Annotated in this window: 17 protein-coding genes; 4 read left to right on the top strand and 13 right to left on the bottom strand. The window is 41.4% G+C overall.

The features are described 5' to 3' along the window. Positions 1-39 precede the first annotated feature (39 nt). Together CYCME_RS04180 and CYCME_RS04175 are read right to left on the bottom strand one after the other, a co-directional pair. Positions 40-570: an FMN-binding protein gene (locus tag CYCME_RS04180; RefSeq protein WP_041932892.1), complete on the bottom strand. Its 531-nt coding sequence runs from the start codon at positions 568-570 to the stop codon at positions 40-42. Then, positions 570-1,493, bottom strand: coding sequence for a DUF6662 family protein (locus CYCME_RS04175; protein WP_015006414.1), 924 nt, complete (start codon positions 1,491-1,493; stop codon positions 570-572). Before CYCME_RS04175 ends, CYCME_RS04180 begins: the two co-directional genes overlap by 1 nt. Before the next feature lie 151 nt (positions 1,494-1,644). Between CYCME_RS04175 and CYCME_RS04170 the strand changes: the two genes are divergently transcribed. Then, positions 1,645-1,923, top strand: a complete 279-nt coding sequence (locus CYCME_RS04170) for a hypothetical protein (protein WP_015006415.1) — start codon at positions 1,645-1,647, stop codon at positions 1,921-1,923. A 235-nt stretch (positions 1,924-2,158) separates the two neighbouring features. Beyond that, positions 2,159-2,629 (top strand): VF530 family DNA-binding protein, encoded by a 471-nt coding sequence (locus CYCME_RS04165; RefSeq protein ID WP_020162486.1) that lies wholly within the window; start codon positions 2,159-2,161, stop codon positions 2,627-2,629. A 213-nt stretch (positions 2,630-2,842) separates the two neighbouring features. Here the strand turns inward: CYCME_RS04165 and CYCME_RS04160 are convergent, their stop codons facing one another. The 4 genes from CYCME_RS04160 to CYCME_RS04145 form a co-directional block, all read right to left on the bottom strand. Next, on the bottom strand, positions 2,843-3,037 hold the full coding sequence (locus tag CYCME_RS04160) for a hypothetical protein (RefSeq protein WP_016389980.1): 195 nt from the start codon (positions 3,035-3,037) through the stop codon (positions 2,843-2,845). 181 nt (positions 3,038-3,218) lie between these two features. After that, on the bottom strand, positions 3,219-5,498 hold the full coding sequence (locus CYCME_RS04155; protein ID WP_020932212.1) for a peptidase U32 family protein: 2,280 nt from the start codon (positions 5,496-5,498) through the stop codon (positions 3,219-3,221). A 125-nt stretch (positions 5,499-5,623) separates the two neighbouring features. After that, positions 5,624-6,652, bottom strand: coding sequence for a cysteine synthase A (cysK, locus tag CYCME_RS04150; RefSeq protein ID WP_015006419.1), 1,029 nt, complete (start codon positions 6,650-6,652; stop codon positions 5,624-5,626). Positions 6,653-6,688: 36 nt separating this feature from the next. Beyond that, a complete protein-coding gene (locus CYCME_RS04145; protein ID WP_016389977.1) occupies positions 6,689-8,131 on the bottom strand; it encodes a pyridoxal phosphate-dependent decarboxylase family protein in 1,443 nt (480 codons plus the stop codon). A gap of 415 nt (positions 8,132-8,546) precedes the next feature. Between CYCME_RS04145 and CYCME_RS04140 the strand changes: the two genes are divergently transcribed. Continuing rightward, entirely contained in the window at positions 8,547-9,653 is a 1,107-nt protein-coding gene (locus tag CYCME_RS04140; protein ID WP_020932211.1) for a hypothetical protein, read from the top strand. A 357-nt stretch (positions 9,654-10,010) separates the two neighbouring features. Here CYCME_RS04140 and CYCME_RS04135 read toward each other — a convergent pair whose 3' ends face one another. From CYCME_RS04135 to CYCME_RS04120, 4 genes are all read right to left on the bottom strand, one after another. After that, positions 10,011-12,698 (bottom strand): cation-translocating P-type ATPase, encoded by a 2,688-nt coding sequence (locus CYCME_RS04135; protein ID WP_020932210.1) that lies wholly within the window; start codon positions 12,696-12,698, stop codon positions 10,011-10,013. An 83-nt stretch (positions 12,699-12,781) separates the two neighbouring features. Then, entirely contained in the window at positions 12,782-13,507 is a 726-nt protein-coding gene (locus CYCME_RS04130) for a class I SAM-dependent methyltransferase (protein ID WP_015006423.1), read from the bottom strand. 23 nt (positions 13,508-13,530) lie between these two features. Next, positions 13,531-14,526: a rhodanese-related sulfurtransferase gene (locus tag CYCME_RS04125; protein WP_015006424.1), complete on the bottom strand. Its 996-nt coding sequence runs from the start codon at positions 14,524-14,526 to the stop codon at positions 13,531-13,533. Between the two features lie 104 nt (positions 14,527-14,630). Next, positions 14,631-15,107, bottom strand: a complete 477-nt coding sequence (locus CYCME_RS04120; RefSeq protein ID WP_236886363.1) for a YaeQ family protein — start codon at positions 15,105-15,107, stop codon at positions 14,631-14,633. Positions 15,108-15,340: 233 nt separating this feature from the next. Here CYCME_RS04120 and CYCME_RS04115 point away from each other — a divergent pair, with 233 nt between their 5' ends. Further along, the gene (locus tag CYCME_RS04115) at positions 15,341-16,654 is read left to right on the top strand and encodes an APC family permease (protein ID WP_020932209.1); all 1,314 of its coding nucleotides are present in this window, start codon (positions 15,341-15,343) and stop codon (positions 16,652-16,654) included. Here the strand turns inward: CYCME_RS04115 and CYCME_RS04110 are convergent, their stop codons facing one another. The 3 genes from CYCME_RS04110 to CYCME_RS04100 are packed head-to-tail and all read right to left on the bottom strand — an operon-like array spanning position 16,655 to position 19,361. Further along, a complete protein-coding gene (locus tag CYCME_RS04110; RefSeq protein ID WP_020932208.1) occupies positions 16,655-18,244 on the bottom strand; it encodes a protein adenylyltransferase SelO in 1,590 nt (529 codons plus the stop codon). Beyond that, the gene (locus CYCME_RS04105; protein WP_020932207.1) at positions 18,241-18,921 is read right to left on the bottom strand and encodes an ATPase of PP-loop superfamily; all 681 of its coding nucleotides are present in this window, start codon (positions 18,919-18,921) and stop codon (positions 18,241-18,243) included. Before CYCME_RS04105 ends, CYCME_RS04110 begins: the two co-directional genes overlap by 4 nt. Continuing rightward, positions 18,918-19,361: an acyl-CoA thioesterase gene (locus CYCME_RS04100; protein ID WP_020932206.1), complete on the bottom strand. Its 444-nt coding sequence runs from the start codon at positions 19,359-19,361 to the stop codon at positions 18,918-18,920. The genes CYCME_RS04105 and CYCME_RS04100 overlap by 4 nt, the downstream gene beginning before the upstream one ends. Positions 19,362-19,506 lie beyond the last annotated feature (145 nt).

The raw sequence follows: 19,506 nt of genomic DNA, 5'->3' as shown, positions 1-19,506 counted from the left end.
TCATATTTATTACTAAATTAATTGTTAAACGAGTAGGCATTACAAGTGCTGTAAGACTTGTTGCCAAGTATGCGTCCAACGGTTTACTCCATCGGTAATATGTCGGCACGACAGCGTTGCACCCGAAATATTGTCAATCTGCTTATCTAACAATAATTTCTCAGAACTATCCCGACCATTAAACTGATCTAACCATTTAATATATCGAACTTCACTGCCATAACTTTCAACATAACGCAGTACCCTAAGCCCCTTTATCTTGCCTGAACTATCGATACCCACAGCCATATCAATCATTTCATGCTTACCAATAACTTGATCTACAAGAAACCACTCGTTGCTTTGTGTTTTCCATGCATTCAATTTATTACTCAGCACACGCATATCCGACGCATCTTCTATTGCCTCAACTTGAGCGTTAGATAATGTTAAATCCATTTTTTTCATCGGTGTGTTAGCAAACAACTCACCTTTTGCTTGCTCAACCGTTAAAAAAGTTTCCGCGTGTCCTATTGAAATCAGGCTTAACAGCATAAAGCCGAGTATGTACTTTACGTTTAACGCTTGCATTAAAACTCATAACCGAATGATACGCCGGCATGGTATTTCTCATGCTCATCAAAGTTTTTACCATCTTCACTAAAGCCGCCGCCCCCTTGGAACTGAAACAACACACCGCCTGTTGCCCACCATCGCTGAGTCGCATAATGAAGCGTTGGACCTATGTATTGGCCACTTTGATACCTATCGCCTAATCTAAAATCTGTTAAATCAAAACTAGAGCGCTGCACACCTTCTTCGAATTCTCCGTTTTCTTGCACACTTAAATAATCAGATTGAGAGCGATACTCAAGACCGACCGTCCATTTAGGCATAAATCGATAAGAAACAGCCGCCATCAACTCTAATGAAATTTCTTCCTCTAATACATCGGGGGACTTTCTTCTTTCAAGCTCTACCTTAGGGTTAACAACAAATATAAGTGTGTCATCTAAAAAGTCTTTTTGAAAATAGAATGTCGTTGTTAACGAATCTTGATCGATATCTGCGCCATCTAATCTGTACGCATCTCTATGCTCAAAAGCCAAGCCTACAGATAAACCCATGACATCTTTATAAGGGCTCAAAATATTATATTTAAGCGCCGCTTCATACCCTGCAAACTGAAATTTATCAAAGCGCTTGCCAGCCCCTCCCTGTGTACTAAACATAGGGTCATTGTCTGAATTATTCAGTGAGTAGTTATGATCAAAAAACACCAGCTCAGCGCTTACAGTTAATTTATCCGTTATTCCATACTCAATTTCTGGCCTAATATCATGTGCAACATAATCACCTGAGTTTTTTCCAACTTTAATTGTGTCACTCAGTTTGAACTCATAACTCCCTTGCGGCCTCGTGTCTGTACCTTTTGCATATAGCCATTGGTTTTCTCCTGCCACTGAAGCACCACTGGCTAACGTCAATAGACTGACTGCATACAACTTTTTCATAAAATTAATCCCTCTCCATAATTTTAATTAATAGTAATACGAATCATTCTCATTAGCAATAAGATTATTAAAAGTATTCTCTTGACAGCGCCAATCCATTTGTTTTAAATATTAATGATAATCATTCTCATTAACAAAAAAAGGTATTTGTATGAAATCCAATAGCACACCATTAGACCCTTCATCAAACATTGCAGACATGGCGACAAACATAAGCATTGAAAAACTACAGACGACTGTTTTGTTTTTAACAACCAAATATGCACAAACTAGGGAGTTAAAATTTGCTCAAGCAACCTATCAACACCTCTGTATGATTAATGATCACACCGATGCCAGCCCTGAACTAAAATACTTTGCCCAATCTTTAATTATGAAATGGCGGTTAATCGCATGTAATACTAGTTCACGCTTTTCATCACTTAATTAGCCCTGCTCTACCCTAATACGGTTTGCTTATTTGGGTGCCTATGTCATGCGACTCCAGCTGACCAAGCATTTATTAAGCAGGTCGTATTTAATAGCATTGAACATATGATGTAGCGATTTTCTCGGTAGTGCCGGCTGTGTTAGTACAGCTAAACGAAAAGTCTTATCGCTTCACTCTATCGCCGGTTGCTGACAGGTATAATGGAGGCCTAACCCACCTGATTAAGACAAATATCATGAATGACCCAATTGATTACACAAATAACCCGCTGCATGGCCTTAGTTTAAAGAACCTGCTGCTTGAGATCGTTGAGCATTACGGCTTTGAGATTCTCTTTGCTTATTTGAATATTAATTGCTTTAAGACTAACCCGAGTATTGCGTCGAGCCTTAAGTTTCTAAAAAAGACAACTTGGGCGCGTGAAAAAGTTGAGGCATTTTATCTATATGAATTTAAAAACCTGCCCAAGGTATCATCTAAAGAATTCTCAATACCACCTAGAGACCGACTTGTTCCAGCAAATCAAACGCCCGGGAAACCAGCTGAGCTAAGTTTGGAAGACGCGGAACAATTACAGACTAAACGTGTTAATAAAGCCTCTACCTATAATAAAGGCCAACACACAACGCACGAGAATAAGCGCCCGCCCGTCGAGGATAGCTATAGCCCTGAAAATACTGAGGATCCTTGGGCAAAATGGCGATAAAACCCAGCTAGGCTATCGTCTATTTAGGTGACATAAAATGGGCTGGCTGACTGCTTTATATTACCCTTAAAGCTCGATGTCTAAACCCATGTGGCGTTGAACAGCACTACTCAACTACTAAAAGCGAAATATGCTAATTACACGCCTAGACTAAGGAAACCAGTATCATTATTTGCAACAAACACGCAGCCTGCCAGTGTGTTTGGGTATCGGCTATTCGCTATTTTTTTTAAACGAATCGGAGATGGCTGAACCGTACGCTGTTTCTTGTTCACGGCCTGCAGCCTGTTCTTGCTGGTGCTCAATGTCACGTGCCTTAGCCCTTAGTGGGTTTGAGCCCATACCATCTTGTCCATCACAACCGATCAAGAAGGAACTTGTTACGATGATAAATAATATCTTTTTCATACTTAAATACAGTTATTGATGAGCCTAATGACCTATTAGTATAACCGTTATTCCCACTAAAATTTTAGCGTGAAGGGCTATTTTAAAAAAATACTTTTTGAGTGGTTCAACTGCTTAAGCGCACAGTATTTTTAAACTACTGCATACACAAAGCAACCAATACTACAAGCTCAGCTGCTTGTTATAAGCCTTGTCTATATTGCGCCATCGTCGAGACAGGAACCATTTGATTAAGCTGTTGTTTTGCTGCCTTTTGACCGCTTATTATTTGCTCAAAAGAATCTATCAATTGTGTTTTGTTCTGCTCTTCTTTTGACCCTGCACCGATATTGGTTAAATCTATAAAAAATTCATCAAATAAATCAGCCAAATCATTCACTACATCTAGGTTCAAAAACTGCTCATCATTGTAAATGCTGGGGTAGCCACCTTTTTGCTTATCAATGGCAAACGACACACCTTTTACATTGGTAATAGTCGTTGCCTTTTGACACTTAAGCATGCAGCCATCTTCAATGCTCGGTTTTTTACACCCCACCGTTTGTTGAAAGAAACATTGTCGACTGGTCATCATTAAAATGGGGTGATAAATACTGTAGAGCAATTTGAAATTTTTGGGTCGCGCAATATTTTTAATTTGCATACGATTAATTTCATTAGAAATAAACGCACCCGAACAGTTAAGCGTTTCTTGCAAGGTTAACAAAGCATATGAATTAGTGGTGTTTAAAAACGGTCCGGCAACCCAATCTATTCCCATTTCAAACGCTTTATAGGCAATACCCGTATTATTAGTAACAATACGTTTAGGGCGCACATGTTTTAGGACATTAACGGCTTCTTGGTAATCTTTACCAATTAAAACAGCGGGAAACCACGGTATTAAACGTGGGTTTTGAAGAAATAAATCAATGTATTTCGTACAGCCTTTTTTAAAACTTTCTGGCAACTTAAAGTAAATGTCCGCCTCTGTTACCTCACATAAATGCAGGTCTTTCTCATCCGCTATTAAAATAGACATAGACGGCTTCTTATCTATCGATGAACCTTCTTCTACTTTTGGGTGATTGAGCAGTGGCGGCACATCGACATCCCGCAATATCTCAACAGAATCATTCAGCAGGAAAGCGGCTTTATTTTTTAGCCGTGCCAGTTCTTTGAATGGCAGGCTAATATTGTCTGCTAAACGACTAAAGTCTATGGCTTCAATCGTATATCTCGCCTTATTGAAGCCTTTAAAACGCTTCTTGATCGCATTGGTATCCAGTGTTGACTGTGTTGGGTTTTTCAGTGGCTCTGCAGATTCGATCACATGTGTTGTCTCATCTTGCCCATTTGCAGTCTTTACCTGAATAGTTAGCACTAATGGCTCACCCACTTGCCCAGAAAAAACCAAATTCAATTGCTGCTTATCGATATTTAAGCCTTTAATTTTGTCGGCTAATTCATCACCAATTTTATTTTTATCTTCATACAAATCTTGTTTTGCTTTATGAATATGGACAATCGATACAGCCTGGCTTTTCGTCACTGCGTGTTCAACACTGTGATCTCTGGGATTATCAATAAACATGTCTTTGGTCAGATCACCCTTTAAAAAGGAATTGGTGAAATCACGATTAAAGACCTTATGTAAATTTGAATCGTCTTCTAATAAGCGCCCTGTTTGTTCAAATTTATCCATTTGTTTACGCCAGCTATCCACCACCGTATAAACATAATGCGCACCCTTAATACGTCCTTCTATTTTTAACGAGTCGACGCCCGCGTCCACTAATTCAGGTAAATCAAAATAGGCTGAATTGTCTTTTAAATTAAGTGGGAAATTATTGCCCGTGGCAGTGGTTTCATACTCATCTCGGCACGCTTGGCTACACCGCCCACGGTTACCAGAGTTGCCGACACTTACCGAGCTTGAATAACACTGACCAGAAAAAGCTATACACAGCGAACCGTGTACAAAAACTTCGGTTAATACATCATGATCATGTGCAAAACGGGTCAGGCTTTTCACCTCATCAAGGTTTAGTTCGCGCGATAAGTTAACCCGAGAAGCGCCAATTTTGCTTAAAAACTGTATTTGCCCTTCATTGTGTGTCGTTAACTGCGTTGAGGCGTGTAAATCAAGACTTGGAAAATACTTCTTTACTAAATTAAATGTGCCAAGGTCCTGCACAATAATGCCATCCAGACCGCTATTCACTAATTTATTCAACAGTTTGATTAGGCTAGGTAATTCTTGCTCCAATATAACGACATTGAGCGTTAAAAATACCTCGCAATCGTGCTGATGCGCCAAACGTAATACGCCACACAACTCATCAAAAGAAAGGTTAGTTGCGCGATTACGTGCATTAAAAACATCTAAACCGCAATAAACAGCATTTGCACCGGCAACAATGGCCCCTTTAATTGCTTCTACATCGCCACCGGGTGCTAATAACTCTATTTGCTTATTCATTCAATTCATCGTGTCTGACTATAAAAGCTCATTCTACTGTATCCAGCACTTGCACCGGCTATTAGTCGTCACTCTTCAACTCATTGCTTGATAAGCAAAGCCCTAGTCGTGAGACCAATAATGAATTAAAACTGATAACCCGGTGTAGACTTAGACACAGCTATTTCATCCTCTGACATCTCAATCGAAATATCATCAAACAAAGGCGTACTTAAGTAACGCTCGCCAGTGTCTGGCAACATACATAAAATATTCGCACCTGGCTTCGCTGTTTCGGCTATTTTCAAAGCACCAGCCAAGGTAGCACCTGCTGAAATACCCACAAAAACACCTTCTTGTTGCGCTAAATCTTTCGCACACTGAATGGCCTCTTTGCCATCGATAGATAGCAGTTCATCAATACGTGAGCCAGCATCCACCACTTCTTTTGTTAACACGGGAATAAAGTCTGGCGTCCAACCTTGTATTGGGTGAGGGCTAAAGCTGGGGTGGCTTTCGTTTTCAACTTGCGCAATACCACCACCTAATAAGGCGGCATTAACCGGCTCACAGACAATAACTTTGGTTGCTGGGCTTTTTTCTTTTAATACGGCTGATACACCGTTTAACGTCCCGCCTGTTCCATAACCGGTGACCCAATAATCAAGCGTTACATCGGAGAAATCTTCTAGAATTTCTTCTGCCGTCGTTTTCATATGCATTTGCGCATTTGCTGGGTTTTCAAACTGTTTTGATTGCCACCAGCCATTTTTAGCCGCCAGTTCTTCCGCCTTTTTAACCATGCCCGTGCCTTTTTCATGCGCCGGCGTTAGCACCACTTTTGCGCCTAAAAAGCGCATCAGTTTTCTGCGTTCTACGCTAAAACTCTCGGCCATGGTTATCACCAATGGGTAGCCTTTTTGTGCACATACCATTGCTAAACCAATACCGGTATTGCCACTGGTCGCTTCTACAATCGTTTGACCTGGCGTTAGCTCACCTTTACGCTCAGCATCTTCTATAACACCCAAAGCAAGCCGATCTTTAACCGACCCCATTGGGTTAAACGCTTCTATTTTGGCAAAAACATTCACCCCTTTTGGGCCAAGCTTATTGATCCGTACAACCGGCGTATGACCTATTGTTTGTAAAATATTATCGTAGCGTTGAGCCATATCAATCTCCTTATTTAAGAACTACTTTAGTTAGTATTAAATGAGTGCCTGAGCAATTTCAAGCACTTCATTGACCAAATCATCAGCATGATGCCAATCTGTTCTAGCACCCAAAAAGCACGGCCGGATAACCAGCTTATTATCCACCATGGTGGTGCTCGGAATATTAACACCATTTTTCATTAGTTGACGGTGAATTTTTTTATTTAAGCCATTTAAATCATCTACTTTTTCATTAACATAACGGAAACAACATACCGATAACGTCGGCTTTAATGCTAATTCTAAATGAGGGTGTTTTTCTACACGTTCAGCAACACGTCGCGCCATAGCATTGTGTCGACACACACGCGCCTTCATTCCCTCTACACCAATTTCACGAATCAAAGCCCATACAATGGCACCTCGAGCAGGTGCAGATAGCTCAACACCTAAATCATGATACGGAAAACCAATGGTATCCATTGAGTTCTCAATGTGTTCATTTTTTACCGTTGTTGTTTCTAGGTAAGCTGCTTCGCCTTGGTTAAAGGTTTTATATTGCGCTTGAACATCGCGCACAAAAGTCGCCCCAATACCAACCGGTGCACCTAACCATTTATGAGCATCAACAGTAATAGAATCAGCTAATGCCAGCCCCTTATATAATTCATGTACTTGTGGATCTAATGTGCCGGGTAAACCATAAGCACCATCAACATGAAACCAAATATTATGTTCACGTGCAATTTCGCCAATTTCTTGCAAAGGGTCAATCGAGCCTGTGTTCGTGCTGCCTGCATTAGCCACAATAGCCACTGGTAATGCATCGGACTTTTTATCTTCTATTAATAAACGTTTAAGCTCTCTCGGTGAAAGCCTCATCATATTATCAACAGGCACATGCACCATCGCCTTTCGCCCCATACCCAACACAGCAGCTGCACGGTGTATGGTGTGGTGACTATGCTCAGTGGCATACACTTTACAAGCGCGCTGAACACCGTCATTTGCCGGGTCTAAACCAACTTTTTCAAAGGCAGACTGCCTAGCCGCGCCTAAGCCTATTAAATTAGCCGTAGAACCGCCACTGCTAAAAACGCCTTGCATACCCTTTGGCAAATCAAACATTTCAGTTAACCAATTTAAGGCAACCTCTTCTAAATGGTTAAAAGCGGTCATGCCAACACGTTGTGGTGATGCCACTATTCCAGCCAATGTCGCAATAGACCCCATATCCGTCGCGGCTGTTGTTATATAGGATGTACAACCGGGTTTAGCCAGTTGCGACCCATTCGGCATCACATGTAAACCCAATTCACTAATCACCTGTTTTGCACCAATACCTTGCGTAGGTACTGGACGATTTAATGCTGTAGTCCAACTGTCCACGGTTGACATGGCATCAGGCTGTTCAAATCGCTGGCATTGTTCGATGGCACTGCTTAACTGTTGCAATAACTCAGGCAGGTGATTACATTCTGCTTTTTCTTCAAACATTAAAATATCAAACGTTCCGAGTTTTAAAGGGCTACTTTACCATTGCAGCATTCATCGCCAACATAGTTTTTTATTATCAGTTTCGCAAGACATGTTATAGCCTTAAATGACCCTTTATCGTCTCCTTTATCGCACTAATGATGGCAACACAGCTGTCCTTTTAGCCCCCACTTAAACCGATACTTGCTCTGCAAACTATTTACAAACCTCTTTATGGGATCGTTACTTGAACAAGTGTTATCGCTTGATTATTGAAGTATTCATCAATATTGAGCCCGTTGCTGAATTGGAATACTAGTATTGATTGGCGTAACCCTAATTAATACCCACGAGCCTATTTATCGTTAAATTCAACTTTAATATGACTTATAGATAGTCTATGGTTATGTGATAAAAATAATATCAAAGGAGCCTCATGAGCACTCAAGCAGCAAACCAGTCACTTTCATCTACCCTACTATCAGGGAGCATGGGTATCATTGTTGTATTAACCCTAGCCGCTCTTTGTATTGCACCTTTTGAGCAACACTTTTTTACCGGTTGGGTGGGTATCGCATTTATGTGCGCAACACCCACACAAGTCATTTTAAATTTGTTTTGGCATAACAACTTACCCAAACGAATCGGCGATATGCCACAGCCACTAAAAGGCATTTGCTTAACCCTTATTACTGTTGCTGCAGGTGCATTCTTCACCTTGTTATTGTCTGCCTTGGTTGGGCAAAATTATGGCGATACCCCGATGTTTATCCAGTATACGATACTAACGGTTGTGACTGTTTTGTGGCTTATTCCGATATGGCATGCTTGGCCTTTTTCTTTACTGAGTAAAAACCCTGTCATCATTGGGCTTGTTACTTTAGTGGCCACCTATGTCATAGCCTATATAGTCTGGTTTATCTTTTTTGACTACACCGCATTAGCACATATTCCTACACCCAACGGCGAGATTGTTCACCCGCTTTACCACCCAGAAATTGACCCGAAAGGCTTATTCGACTCATGGGTTGCTATGACATTTGCCGTCACAACAGCAGGGGTGATCGTTATTCATTCTTTATTTGACTTTTGGCCTATTAACAAGCTGTCGATGGGCCGCCCGCAGCCTATTCGCGGCCTTATTGGAACGATCTATGTTTTACTTTTTGCATTCATCGTACGCTGGTTTTTTACTGATTTTATCGGCATGGAACAGGTCAGCTATATGATTCAAGTACCGGTCTGCATGCTTTTTGGTGCCTTTTTGGTTAACAATATGATGCAATTTAGCCTCTTCCCTAACCTAAAGCAGCCTTACCGTGGTTTTGCGCTATTAGCTTGTGCGGTTATAGCAGGCTTAGTTATGTACCGAGTCTACAGTTATGCTGGATATTTATTCGTAGGGCATGAGCTAATCTCTGGCCCAACTGGTGGCTGGGAACTTGAATTATGGATTGCCACAGCCATGTTAGGTGTAACCTTTCCTATGGTATTCCTCGTCTCCGGTTTTTTTGATTTTTGGTTACTGAAAAAAGCAAAATAAAACCAGTATTTAACTAAAACACACCATCACCAAAGGAAAAACAGTGCCTTCCCTCAAAAAGAAAGAAGGCACTGTTTCTCGACAACTCAACAATCTGGATTCAAGCTTAATTAATTTTATGGCTTAGTTAGTTTATGGCTTATTAAGTGGCTATATTATGTACTGGCAGCCCAGCGAGCTAGATTTCAAATCTCAACATTATTTAATAACATCACCAGCAGCCGAACAAAATCAGTGTTGATACATCAAAATCATCAACTGACCTCAGAACAAACGTCATCAATCAAAAACAACCCTAGAGCATGTTAACTCATCACTCTGTTTGATTTTGTACCCATTATTCTTGGCATAGTAGTATCACCATGTCAGCCATTTCAATACAAACCGATTCTCGCGCCTTACAAATACTCGCCGTATTTCATCTGCAATAATAATCGTGATGGCAAACGGAATGCTCAAACTTAACTGCCATAATTCCAGCGGCGCGGTACCAAAGAACGTATTCATCAAAGGTACATAGGCAATTAAAGCCAATAAGATCAACTCTGACACAACACCCAGTAACACGAGTTTATTGACAAAAATACCTACCGTTAAGATACTTTGTCGTCGTGTACGACAAATTAATACATCGGCAATTTGGCAGATAATGATGGACGCAAAAAAAGCAGTAATCGCTTGTCGATACAGCGGATCGGATACGGCCAACGCCTCGCCCCATTGCCAGCCGCCATCCAGCAGGATATAAAAATAACTAAAAAAGCCGGCAGCCGCTTGAATCATGCCGACAATGCCATAGCTCATAAACAATAAATTTCGCGTTAAGAGCCGCTCATGTCTGGCACGTGGCGGTTTATTCATCACATCGGTTTCAGGCTTTTCTGAACCTAAGCCCAGCGCTGGAATAATATCGGTGCCTAAATCAATCGCCAGTATTAACACCACGGTGAGTGGCAGCGGGATATCCAACAAAACATAGGCGATAAAAGGCAGAATTTGAGGGATATTACTGGTTAAAATATAAGCGATAAACTTTTTGATATTATCAAAAATAGTCCGGCCTTCTTCAATAGCCGTCACAATGGTGGCAAAGTTATCGTCCATTAACACCATATTACTCGCTTCTTTCGCGACATCTGTCCCCATCAAGCCCATTGCTACGCCCATATCTGCATTTTTAAGCGCAGGCGCGTCGTTCACCCCATCACCGGTGACCGTGACGATTTGATCTTTCTTTTGCAAGGCTTGGACTATTTTCAACTTTTGCGCTGGTGTAATACGCGCAAATATCAATTCATTTTCATCCAGCAAGCTCGATAAGCCAGCCTCATCTAATGCTGATAATTCATCACCATTTAGCACCTTGCCGTTCTCACTAAATAGGCCAATTTGTTTACCTATCGCTTTAGCTGTAGGGCCAAAGTCACCGGTTAGCATAAACACACGTATGCCAGCCTGCCGACATTTTAAGATCGCCTCAGGAACTTCTACCCGAGGCGGGTCAATCATGCCAACAACCGCAACAAATATGTAATGCGCATCCGGAATGCCATCATTATCAAGATTCCTATAAGCTAATGCTAAGCCTCGCTCACCTCGTTCAGCCAGCGACATATATTGCGCAACAACCTGCTTTCGGTAAGCATCGGTAAACGCCACCTTTTGACCATTTAAATGAATCTGATCACACATCGCCATCACCACTTCAGGCGCCCCTTTTAAATAGGCATGAAAATGATCGCCCTCTGGTGATTCATTAACGGTCACCATATATTTATCTTCAGAGGTAAACGGTTTTTCGGCTAGGCGTTTAGTCTGAACAATGCCTTTAATTGAGGTTAGCTTTTCTGCGTAAGCCAGCAGCGCCACTTCTGTTGAGTCACCACTGTATTTCAGCTCACTGTCTAGGTGTGCGTTATTACAAAGGGTCATCACTCGACGGGCTATGTGTAACTCCACATCATCAGCAGTCAACGATAGTCCCACATCGTATTCACGTTGGTTAGTAATCAAGCTGTTAACACTGATTTTATTCTGCGTTAGGGTGCCGGTTTTATCGGTGCAAATAACGGTAGTACTACCCAGCGTTTCAACACTTTCTAAGTTTTTAATCAGCGCATTTTTACGCGCCATTCGTTTACTCGCCATGGTGAGTGCTAATGTGACCGTTGGCAATAAGCCTTCTGGGACATTCGCGACGATAATACCAATCGCAAAAATAAGGCTGCTGATCTCGCCTTTTCCAATCGCCACGCTAACGGCAAAAAAGCTAATACCAAGCACTATCGCAATACTGCTGATTATTTTTATGAAGTAATTTAGCTCTTTACCAATGGGGGTTTCAACGTTTGAGGTTTGCTTGGTTAACTCAACTATTTTACCAATTTGAGTCGCCATACCTGTTTCACAAACCAGCACCTTAGCATTGCCACTTTGCACTAAAGTACCTGAAAACACCATATTGCGGCTTTGATATGGGTTCTCACTATCAGCCTCTAACTGTAAGGTTTCTGGCGTACTTTCACCCGTTAGGCTACTCATATCAACTTGCAGTTGATTAACGCGAATTAAGCGCCCATCTGCCGACACTTTATCACCCTCATACAGCAACATAATGTCACCAGGAACCACTTGGCTAGCAGCGATCTGCTTAACCTCACCTTCACGTTCAATATTAACCATCGTTGGTAACATTTTCTGAAAGCTTTGCATGATTTTTTCACTTTGATACGCCTGTATAAAGGTGAAAATAGCGTTGAGTAATACCACGCCATACAGGGCACAACCAATATAAAAGTTACCTTGCTCTGGGTCCAAGTAATCAGCAAAGAAAGCCAAGCTGCCGCCAACCATCAGCAAGACGGCAAAGAAATTCTTAAACTGTAAGAGGAATTTTATATAGCCAGGTGTTTGCTGCCGCACATGTAACTCATTCGTACCAAAGGCTTTAATGCGGCGTTCAGCCTCTTCATCTGACAAGCCTGTTTCATGGCTATCAAGTGATTGATAGAGCTCACTAATCGGGCATTGATGAGGCTTTTCCATAATCACACTCTTAGCAATTTACACTCGATTAGCCGCGAAACTAACAAACCATTATGATTATCTTGGCAGTTTTATCGTTCAACTCAGCCATCAATAAACGTTAACTTAGCTAAATAATCATAATGTGGCCCTTGCTGAACTATCTCGCAACTAAAGCCATTTCTGTCAGCTGCATCTTGTAATAATTCCTCAGCAACATATAACCAATTAAATGGCTTCCCAGTAATATCCTTATAAGACAAGTTAAACTCGACCTCACCATGATATTTATCATTTAAATCAATCAGGTAAGAACCATCGTCTTGCTCGTAAAGGTAGATAAGATCTGAGCTATCTAACAATATTTGCCCATTCGGTGCCAACAAACTTTTTGCTTTTGAAAAAAAGGCATCAAAGCCCTCTAATGTTTCAACTAAGCCGATTCCATTCATTAATAATAATAAGGTATCAAACGGCTCTTCAGGTAAATCATAAAAGTTACACAATTTAACCGTTGATAAACCGCGCTTTTTCATCAACGCCACTGAATGAGGCGATATATCTAAGGCAGTCACATCGAGTCCTTGATTCTGCAAATACAAACTATGTGAGCCTGCACCTGCGCCTACATCTAACACTTTTCCATAGGCTAATTGAAGGGCTGCTTGCTCTAACGCGGGGCACTGCTCATAGGAACGGAAAAAATAGCTGGGCGCTAGCGTATCTTGCTCTGCAATATCCATATCAACGAAGATAGGCGTATCATCTTGCGTTTGATAAAAATTTATCAGCGCAGACCCTATCGGGTCCTCATTTTTATTTATCAACACAGTTTTAAGAAGGGTGTTTTCATTTAAGTGTCCTGTGTTTCGCTGTTGGCTTCGCGTTTCTTTTTAAGCTTATCTTGCCGATGCTGCTCAATCAATTCAGCCATTTCACCACCAATATGTTCCTCGCCGCGTTGTTTTGCCAATTCAATTTGATGTTGACGTTCAATAAACCGTGCTTTTTGCTCCTCATCCGTTTTATCAAAACAATGGTGGCAACTAATTCCCTGCTGATAGTGCGGATGCAATTTATCTTCTTCGGTAATGGGCATTCTGCAACCAAAACACTGATCAAAACTACCTTTTTCTAATTGATGGTCCACCGACACGCGGTTATCGAAGACAAAACATTCTCCTTCCCATTGCGTTTGCTCCTCTGGCACTTCCTCAAGGTATTTTAGTATCCCACCTTCCAGGTGATACACCTCATCAAAACCCTGTTGTTTGAGATAAGCAGTCGATTTTTCACAACGAATACCGCCGGTACAAAACATCGCTACTTTTTTATGCTTCGTTGCATCTAAATTTTCTTTTACGTAATCAGGAAATTCGCGAAATGTTTGCGTTTTAGGGTTTAGCGCCCCTTTAAATGTACCAATCGCCACCTCATAGTCATTGCGGGTATCCACCAATAACACATCAGGGTCGTTAATCAGTGCATTCCACTGTGTTGGTTTAACGTACGTACCCACTATATCGTTAGGGTCAATATCCTCGACACCCATCGTGACGATTTCTTTTTTAAGCTTCACCTTAGTGCGGTTAAACGGTTGCGAATCGACATACGATTCTTTGTGAACAAGGTTTTTAAACGCTTCTTGATTTCTTAGCCACCCTAATAGGTGGTCTATCCCATTGCGTTTTCCTGCAACGGTGCCATTAATGCCTTCAGCGGCGAGCAGTAAAGTACCCTTAATACCCTGATGTTGCATTAGCTTAAGTAAAGGCTGTTTTAATGCGGCGTGGTCAGCTAATCTAACAAAGTGATAGAGCGCACAAACAACGTAGTCTTGATTTTTCATATGTATCCTCAATGAGCTGGCTGGAACGTAAATCCAGTGCCTTGGTTGATTATTATATCAAACCGGCCAAAAACTTAGCGCAAACTCTTAAGAACCCACTCTGTTTAATAGCCTTTTAGGTTAACTATTTGATTTAAGTCATTATCACTTAAGTACATTTCACCGTCTTGGATATTACACTGTAAATTCATCGTTCGGCCCGCCAATGCTTCTACCCCACTGGCTGTAATGTGCACGATACTGAGATTTTTAAACCGTGCTAACTTTTCGCCGTGTTGTTGCCACCAAACAGTCGCCTTACCTTCGTGATAGGTATAAATAATCACTTGTTGTGCTCGTCCACAAGCCTTACGGATACGTTTTTCATCTGGCTGCCCAAGCTCAATCCATAATTCAATCTCACCTGTTAATGATTTTTGCCATAATTCCGGCTCATCATCGGTTGATAAGCCTTTGGTCAATGTCAGGTTTTCATTAGCATTGGCTATAAAAGCAATTAATCGAACCATCAACCTGAAATCATTTTCTGATGGGTGTTGGGCTACTGTTAACTCGTGAGTTGCATAATAATGGCTATCCATATTAGCGATACTCAAAGACACTTTATTAATGGTTGATCCGATAGCCATCTACGTTAATAATTTTTTTTAATCACAAAAAAACAGGCTAACAGATTAAAGCATTTTTGACACAGCTCATTGACGCATTCCCCTCTAATGATTGATAGTTATTACACCTTTCAATCATTAGCTCCAAACACAATAGAAAACCTTCCGACGAAAACTCTAGCGTTATTAACTAATCAATAGCCATCATGACACTAGCTGAAAAAAAAACCATCCATAGAGCAAGAGAAAAAACTCTTGGCGTGCCAGAATTAATTGCCATTGCATTGGGAGGGATGGTTGGCGGAGGCATTTTTACCATTTTGGGCATTTCTGTTTCAATGGTCGGTGCGTATACACCCGTGGCTATCTTTATCGGCGGAGGAATTGCCTTATTAGCCTGTTATTCATATATAAAGCTGGGCGTTTACTACCAAGATGAAGGAGCTACGTACTCGTTTTACAAAAGAACCTTTCCCGAATCGCGGTTTGCCGCCTCATTAATTGGTTGGTGTGTGATTTTTGGTTATATCAGTACACTTGCTTTATATGCCTATACTTTTTCTTCTTACGCCGTTAGTGCTGTTGATTTTGCAAACAATGAATGGGGGCGAAAAATCGTTGCTGGACTGATCATTTTAAGCTTTACACTAATCAATATATGGAGCGTTAAAGGTATGGGTAAAATTGAAGACATTATGGTCTATAGCAAATTAATTATCCTAATCGTGATCTCCTTTGTGCTGATTAACAACAGCCAGACCTCCCTGCCTGAGCTTCTGCAAAACGAACAAAACACTAGCCTTCTATCAATACTTATTGTGGCATCACTGACCTTTGTCGCCTACGAAGGGTTTCAACTAGTCATCAATGCGGTGAATGAAATGGAACAGCCTGAGGTCAATATTCCAAAATCAATTTATTCTGCTATTTTTTTAGCTATTTTGATTTATGTTGTGATTTCACTTGGCGCCATTTTAGCTATCTCATTTGAAGAAATTATCGAGAACCAAGAATATGCACTCGCTGCTGGAGCAAATCACACACTCGGCCACTGGGGTACAGACCTTGTTATTATTGGTGCACTGTTAGCCACCAGTAGTGCAATTAGTGGCACCTTATTCGGTGCTTCAAGGCAAATGGCCGTCATTGCTCAAGATGGTTACTTTCCTGCCATTCTCGCCAAACGCTCTGGCCAAATACCCACTGCGTCCATTATCGGTATGTCGATAATGGCATTTTTATTAATATTAGCTGGAAGTCTGCGCATTATTCTTGAGTTTGGTAGCATTACGTTTTTGCTTGTCTCTGTATTGATGGCTTATGCAAACTTTAAAATTCGGCAGCTAACAAAGGCTTCCCCGTTAATAACAATAAGCTCCATCGTCGGGCTTGTTTTAGCCACCGCACTGATCATTTATTATGAGTTTACGCATCAACCGCAGCAATTAGCTTTTATCGTAGGAATATATGCTTTGCTGACCTTAAGCGCTTGGCTTTATTCTAAAAAAAACCAACCTTAATTAAGAGCTACACGACAGCATAGAACAACCTACTTTATGCTTCGCCCAATCTGGCCTTTTTTGATTGAGGTGTTCTTTATCAGGTTGTTCATCATATGGGTGCCTTAAAACCTCTAAGAGCTCATTCACCATGCTGTGATCGCCTTTCTCTGATTTATCGATCGCCAGTTGAGCCAAATAATTACGTAATACATATTTAGGGTTAACGCTGTTCATTAAGGCCCTTCTTTGCACCGCATTTTGCGGCTCTTGTTCGCACCGTTTCACATAGCGAACTAACCACTCGGTGATCGCCTCTTTCGCCTGCAGCTCAAGCTCATCAATATAAAACGCTGGCTTTAAATGCTCTATCGCTGTTGCGACGTTAAAGTCATCAGAAGTTGTCTGAATATCTGCTAATCGCCTAAAGAAAATCGTCATATCTGTTTCATGCAAACTAAAAAATGACAGCAATTGTTTAACCAACTCACTATCAGTCTCTTCTTCAAGCTGCGAGAAACCGAGCTTTTTAGACATCATTAATAACCATTGTTGACCGTAACGCTCAGCATACTCGTTAAGCGCTTTTTCCAACGGTTCTGCCTCCTCAATCAACGGATAAATCGCATTTGCTAATTGATATAAATTCCAGTGCGCTATTTTTGCTTGTTGAGCAAAGGCATAACGATGATGTGTTGCATCGGTGGTATTAGGTGTCCAGTTAGGGTCATACGATTCAAGCCAACCATAGGGACCATAATCAATGGTTAAACCGAGTATCGACATATTGTCGGTATTCATGACCCCGTGAACAAAACCAACTCGCACCCATTCTATGACCATATCGCAAGTTAATCTGCAGACCTCTTCAAACCACTTCAGATAAATCTGCTTAGACGGCACTGAGTCTTTTTCTAGTAAGTGCGGAAAATCGGTTTCAAGCGTGTAATCAACAAACTGTTTTAATAGCTCTGTGTTTTGCTGAGCATAATATTGAAAATGCCCGAAACGCGTAAAGGATGGTGCGAGCCTACACACGACAGCACCCGGTTCAGTCGCTGGGTTACCGTTGTACATCACATCACGCATAACATGCTCGCCAGTACTTGCTAGACTAAGTGCCCTCGTGGTTGGCACGCCAAGATGAAACATCGCTTCACTGCACAAAAATTCTCTAATCGAAGAGCGTAAAACAGCTAACCCATCTGCCGTTCTAGAGTACGGTGTTGGCCCGGCTCCTTTAAGCTGCAAAGCCCAGCGTTCACCCTTTTTATTAACAATTTCTCCTAAATTAATTGCTCTCCCATCGCCCAGTTGCCCTGCCCAATTTCCAAACTGATGGCCGCCGTAACAAGTAGCATATGGCTGCATGCCATCGAGTTGTTCATTCCCTGAAAAAGTATTGAGAAACTGTTCTGATAGGCAATCGTCTTCATCTAAGTCTAATAATGCCGCCGCTTCTAGAGAGTAAGAAACCAGCGATGGCGCCTTCATCTGTTTTGGACTAACCCATGAAAAACAAGCTCCCTGAACCTGCCGCGGGTAATTCTCGCTAACATTATCGGCAGGTAACTGGCTTACAAATTTATTACTAAAGGTTAAATTATTCATACTGCCTCCTCGGTTGGCATTAAGTCGGCAAATACAAAGCCATCACGTTCCACGACTTCACCCAGCAACACCCCAATGGAGTACTTAAACATCGGGCCAGCATACGCAAAACTATGAAACTCACCATTTTCACCGCATGGGTCAACACCAATCGGTAAGTCATCTAAAAACTGTTGGTTAAAATCACGCCCTACAAAACTGGCTGGCAACTGCTTAGGGTCAATACAAGTAATGTGCGTTTTTAAGCCAGCTGCTAACATCTGTTGAGCTAGTTGATCGGTCGATTTCAACCAGAGTGGGAATAAAGGCTCTATCCCAGTTGGTTTTAAGTTGTCTATTCGGTATTGGCGAATATCCTCTAAAAATAAGTCGCCAAAGGCCATATGCGTGGCACCCAGCTTTTCGATGGATTCAAAAAAAGCACTCATTGCTCGGTTATATTCATTATTACTACATGGCGATGGAATGGGGATAATATATAAGGGGAGGTCTGCCGCCGCCGCTTGTTGCTTTAGCAGTTCCACACGAACTGCATGCATCGCAACACGTTGGTGTGTTTGATTGACCGTTGTTACTAAACCAAGCAGTTCAATATCCTGATCTTGCTGAAGTTGATAAAGTGTCCACGCGCTATCTTTACCACTACTCCACGATAATAAGGTTTTTTTCTTTGTCATGGTAGCGTTACACCTTCTACCGATTGTTCAAAAGAAGTAACTTTTGCTTTAATATCGTTGGGAATTGGGGCTGTTTGTTGACGTTTCATATCAAACCAAACTATCACTCCTCGGCTTGTTAGTACGGGTGTATCCTGACCTTTGTGATAAATATCGGCTAACATTGTTGCGCTTTTATTACCCATTTGACTAATGCGCGTATGAACCTCAAGTAAGGCTGGATAATGGACTTGTTTTAGATACCTACATTGCATATCCGCTAATACCCAGCCCGACTCTATACCCGCTTTAAGGGTTAAGCCCATCACCTCTTCGCAGTAAGCAACTCGACCGGATTCAACATAACGAACAAATTCAACATTATTAATATGTCCATAAACATCTGCGTCACCCCAGCGAACAGATAATGGAAAGACATGGTTAAATTCTTGTTTACTCATCAACAGCCCTTTGAACCTTATAAATTATTCATTACGTTTGTCATTATAACGACTTGGACACCGCCGCTTTAGGACAATATATTTCAATATTCTTAACGCTTAGAGCTATAGAAAACATACCCATCACTTAAGTGCCCTATTGAAA

This window comes from Cycloclasticus zancles 78-ME (assembly GCF_000442595.1).
GTDB lineage: Bacteria > Pseudomonadota > Gammaproteobacteria > Methylococcales > Cycloclasticaceae > Cycloclasticus > Cycloclasticus pugetii.
Note: the sequence above shows the minus strand (reverse complement) of the source record. Positions and strands in the feature narration are given on the sequence as shown.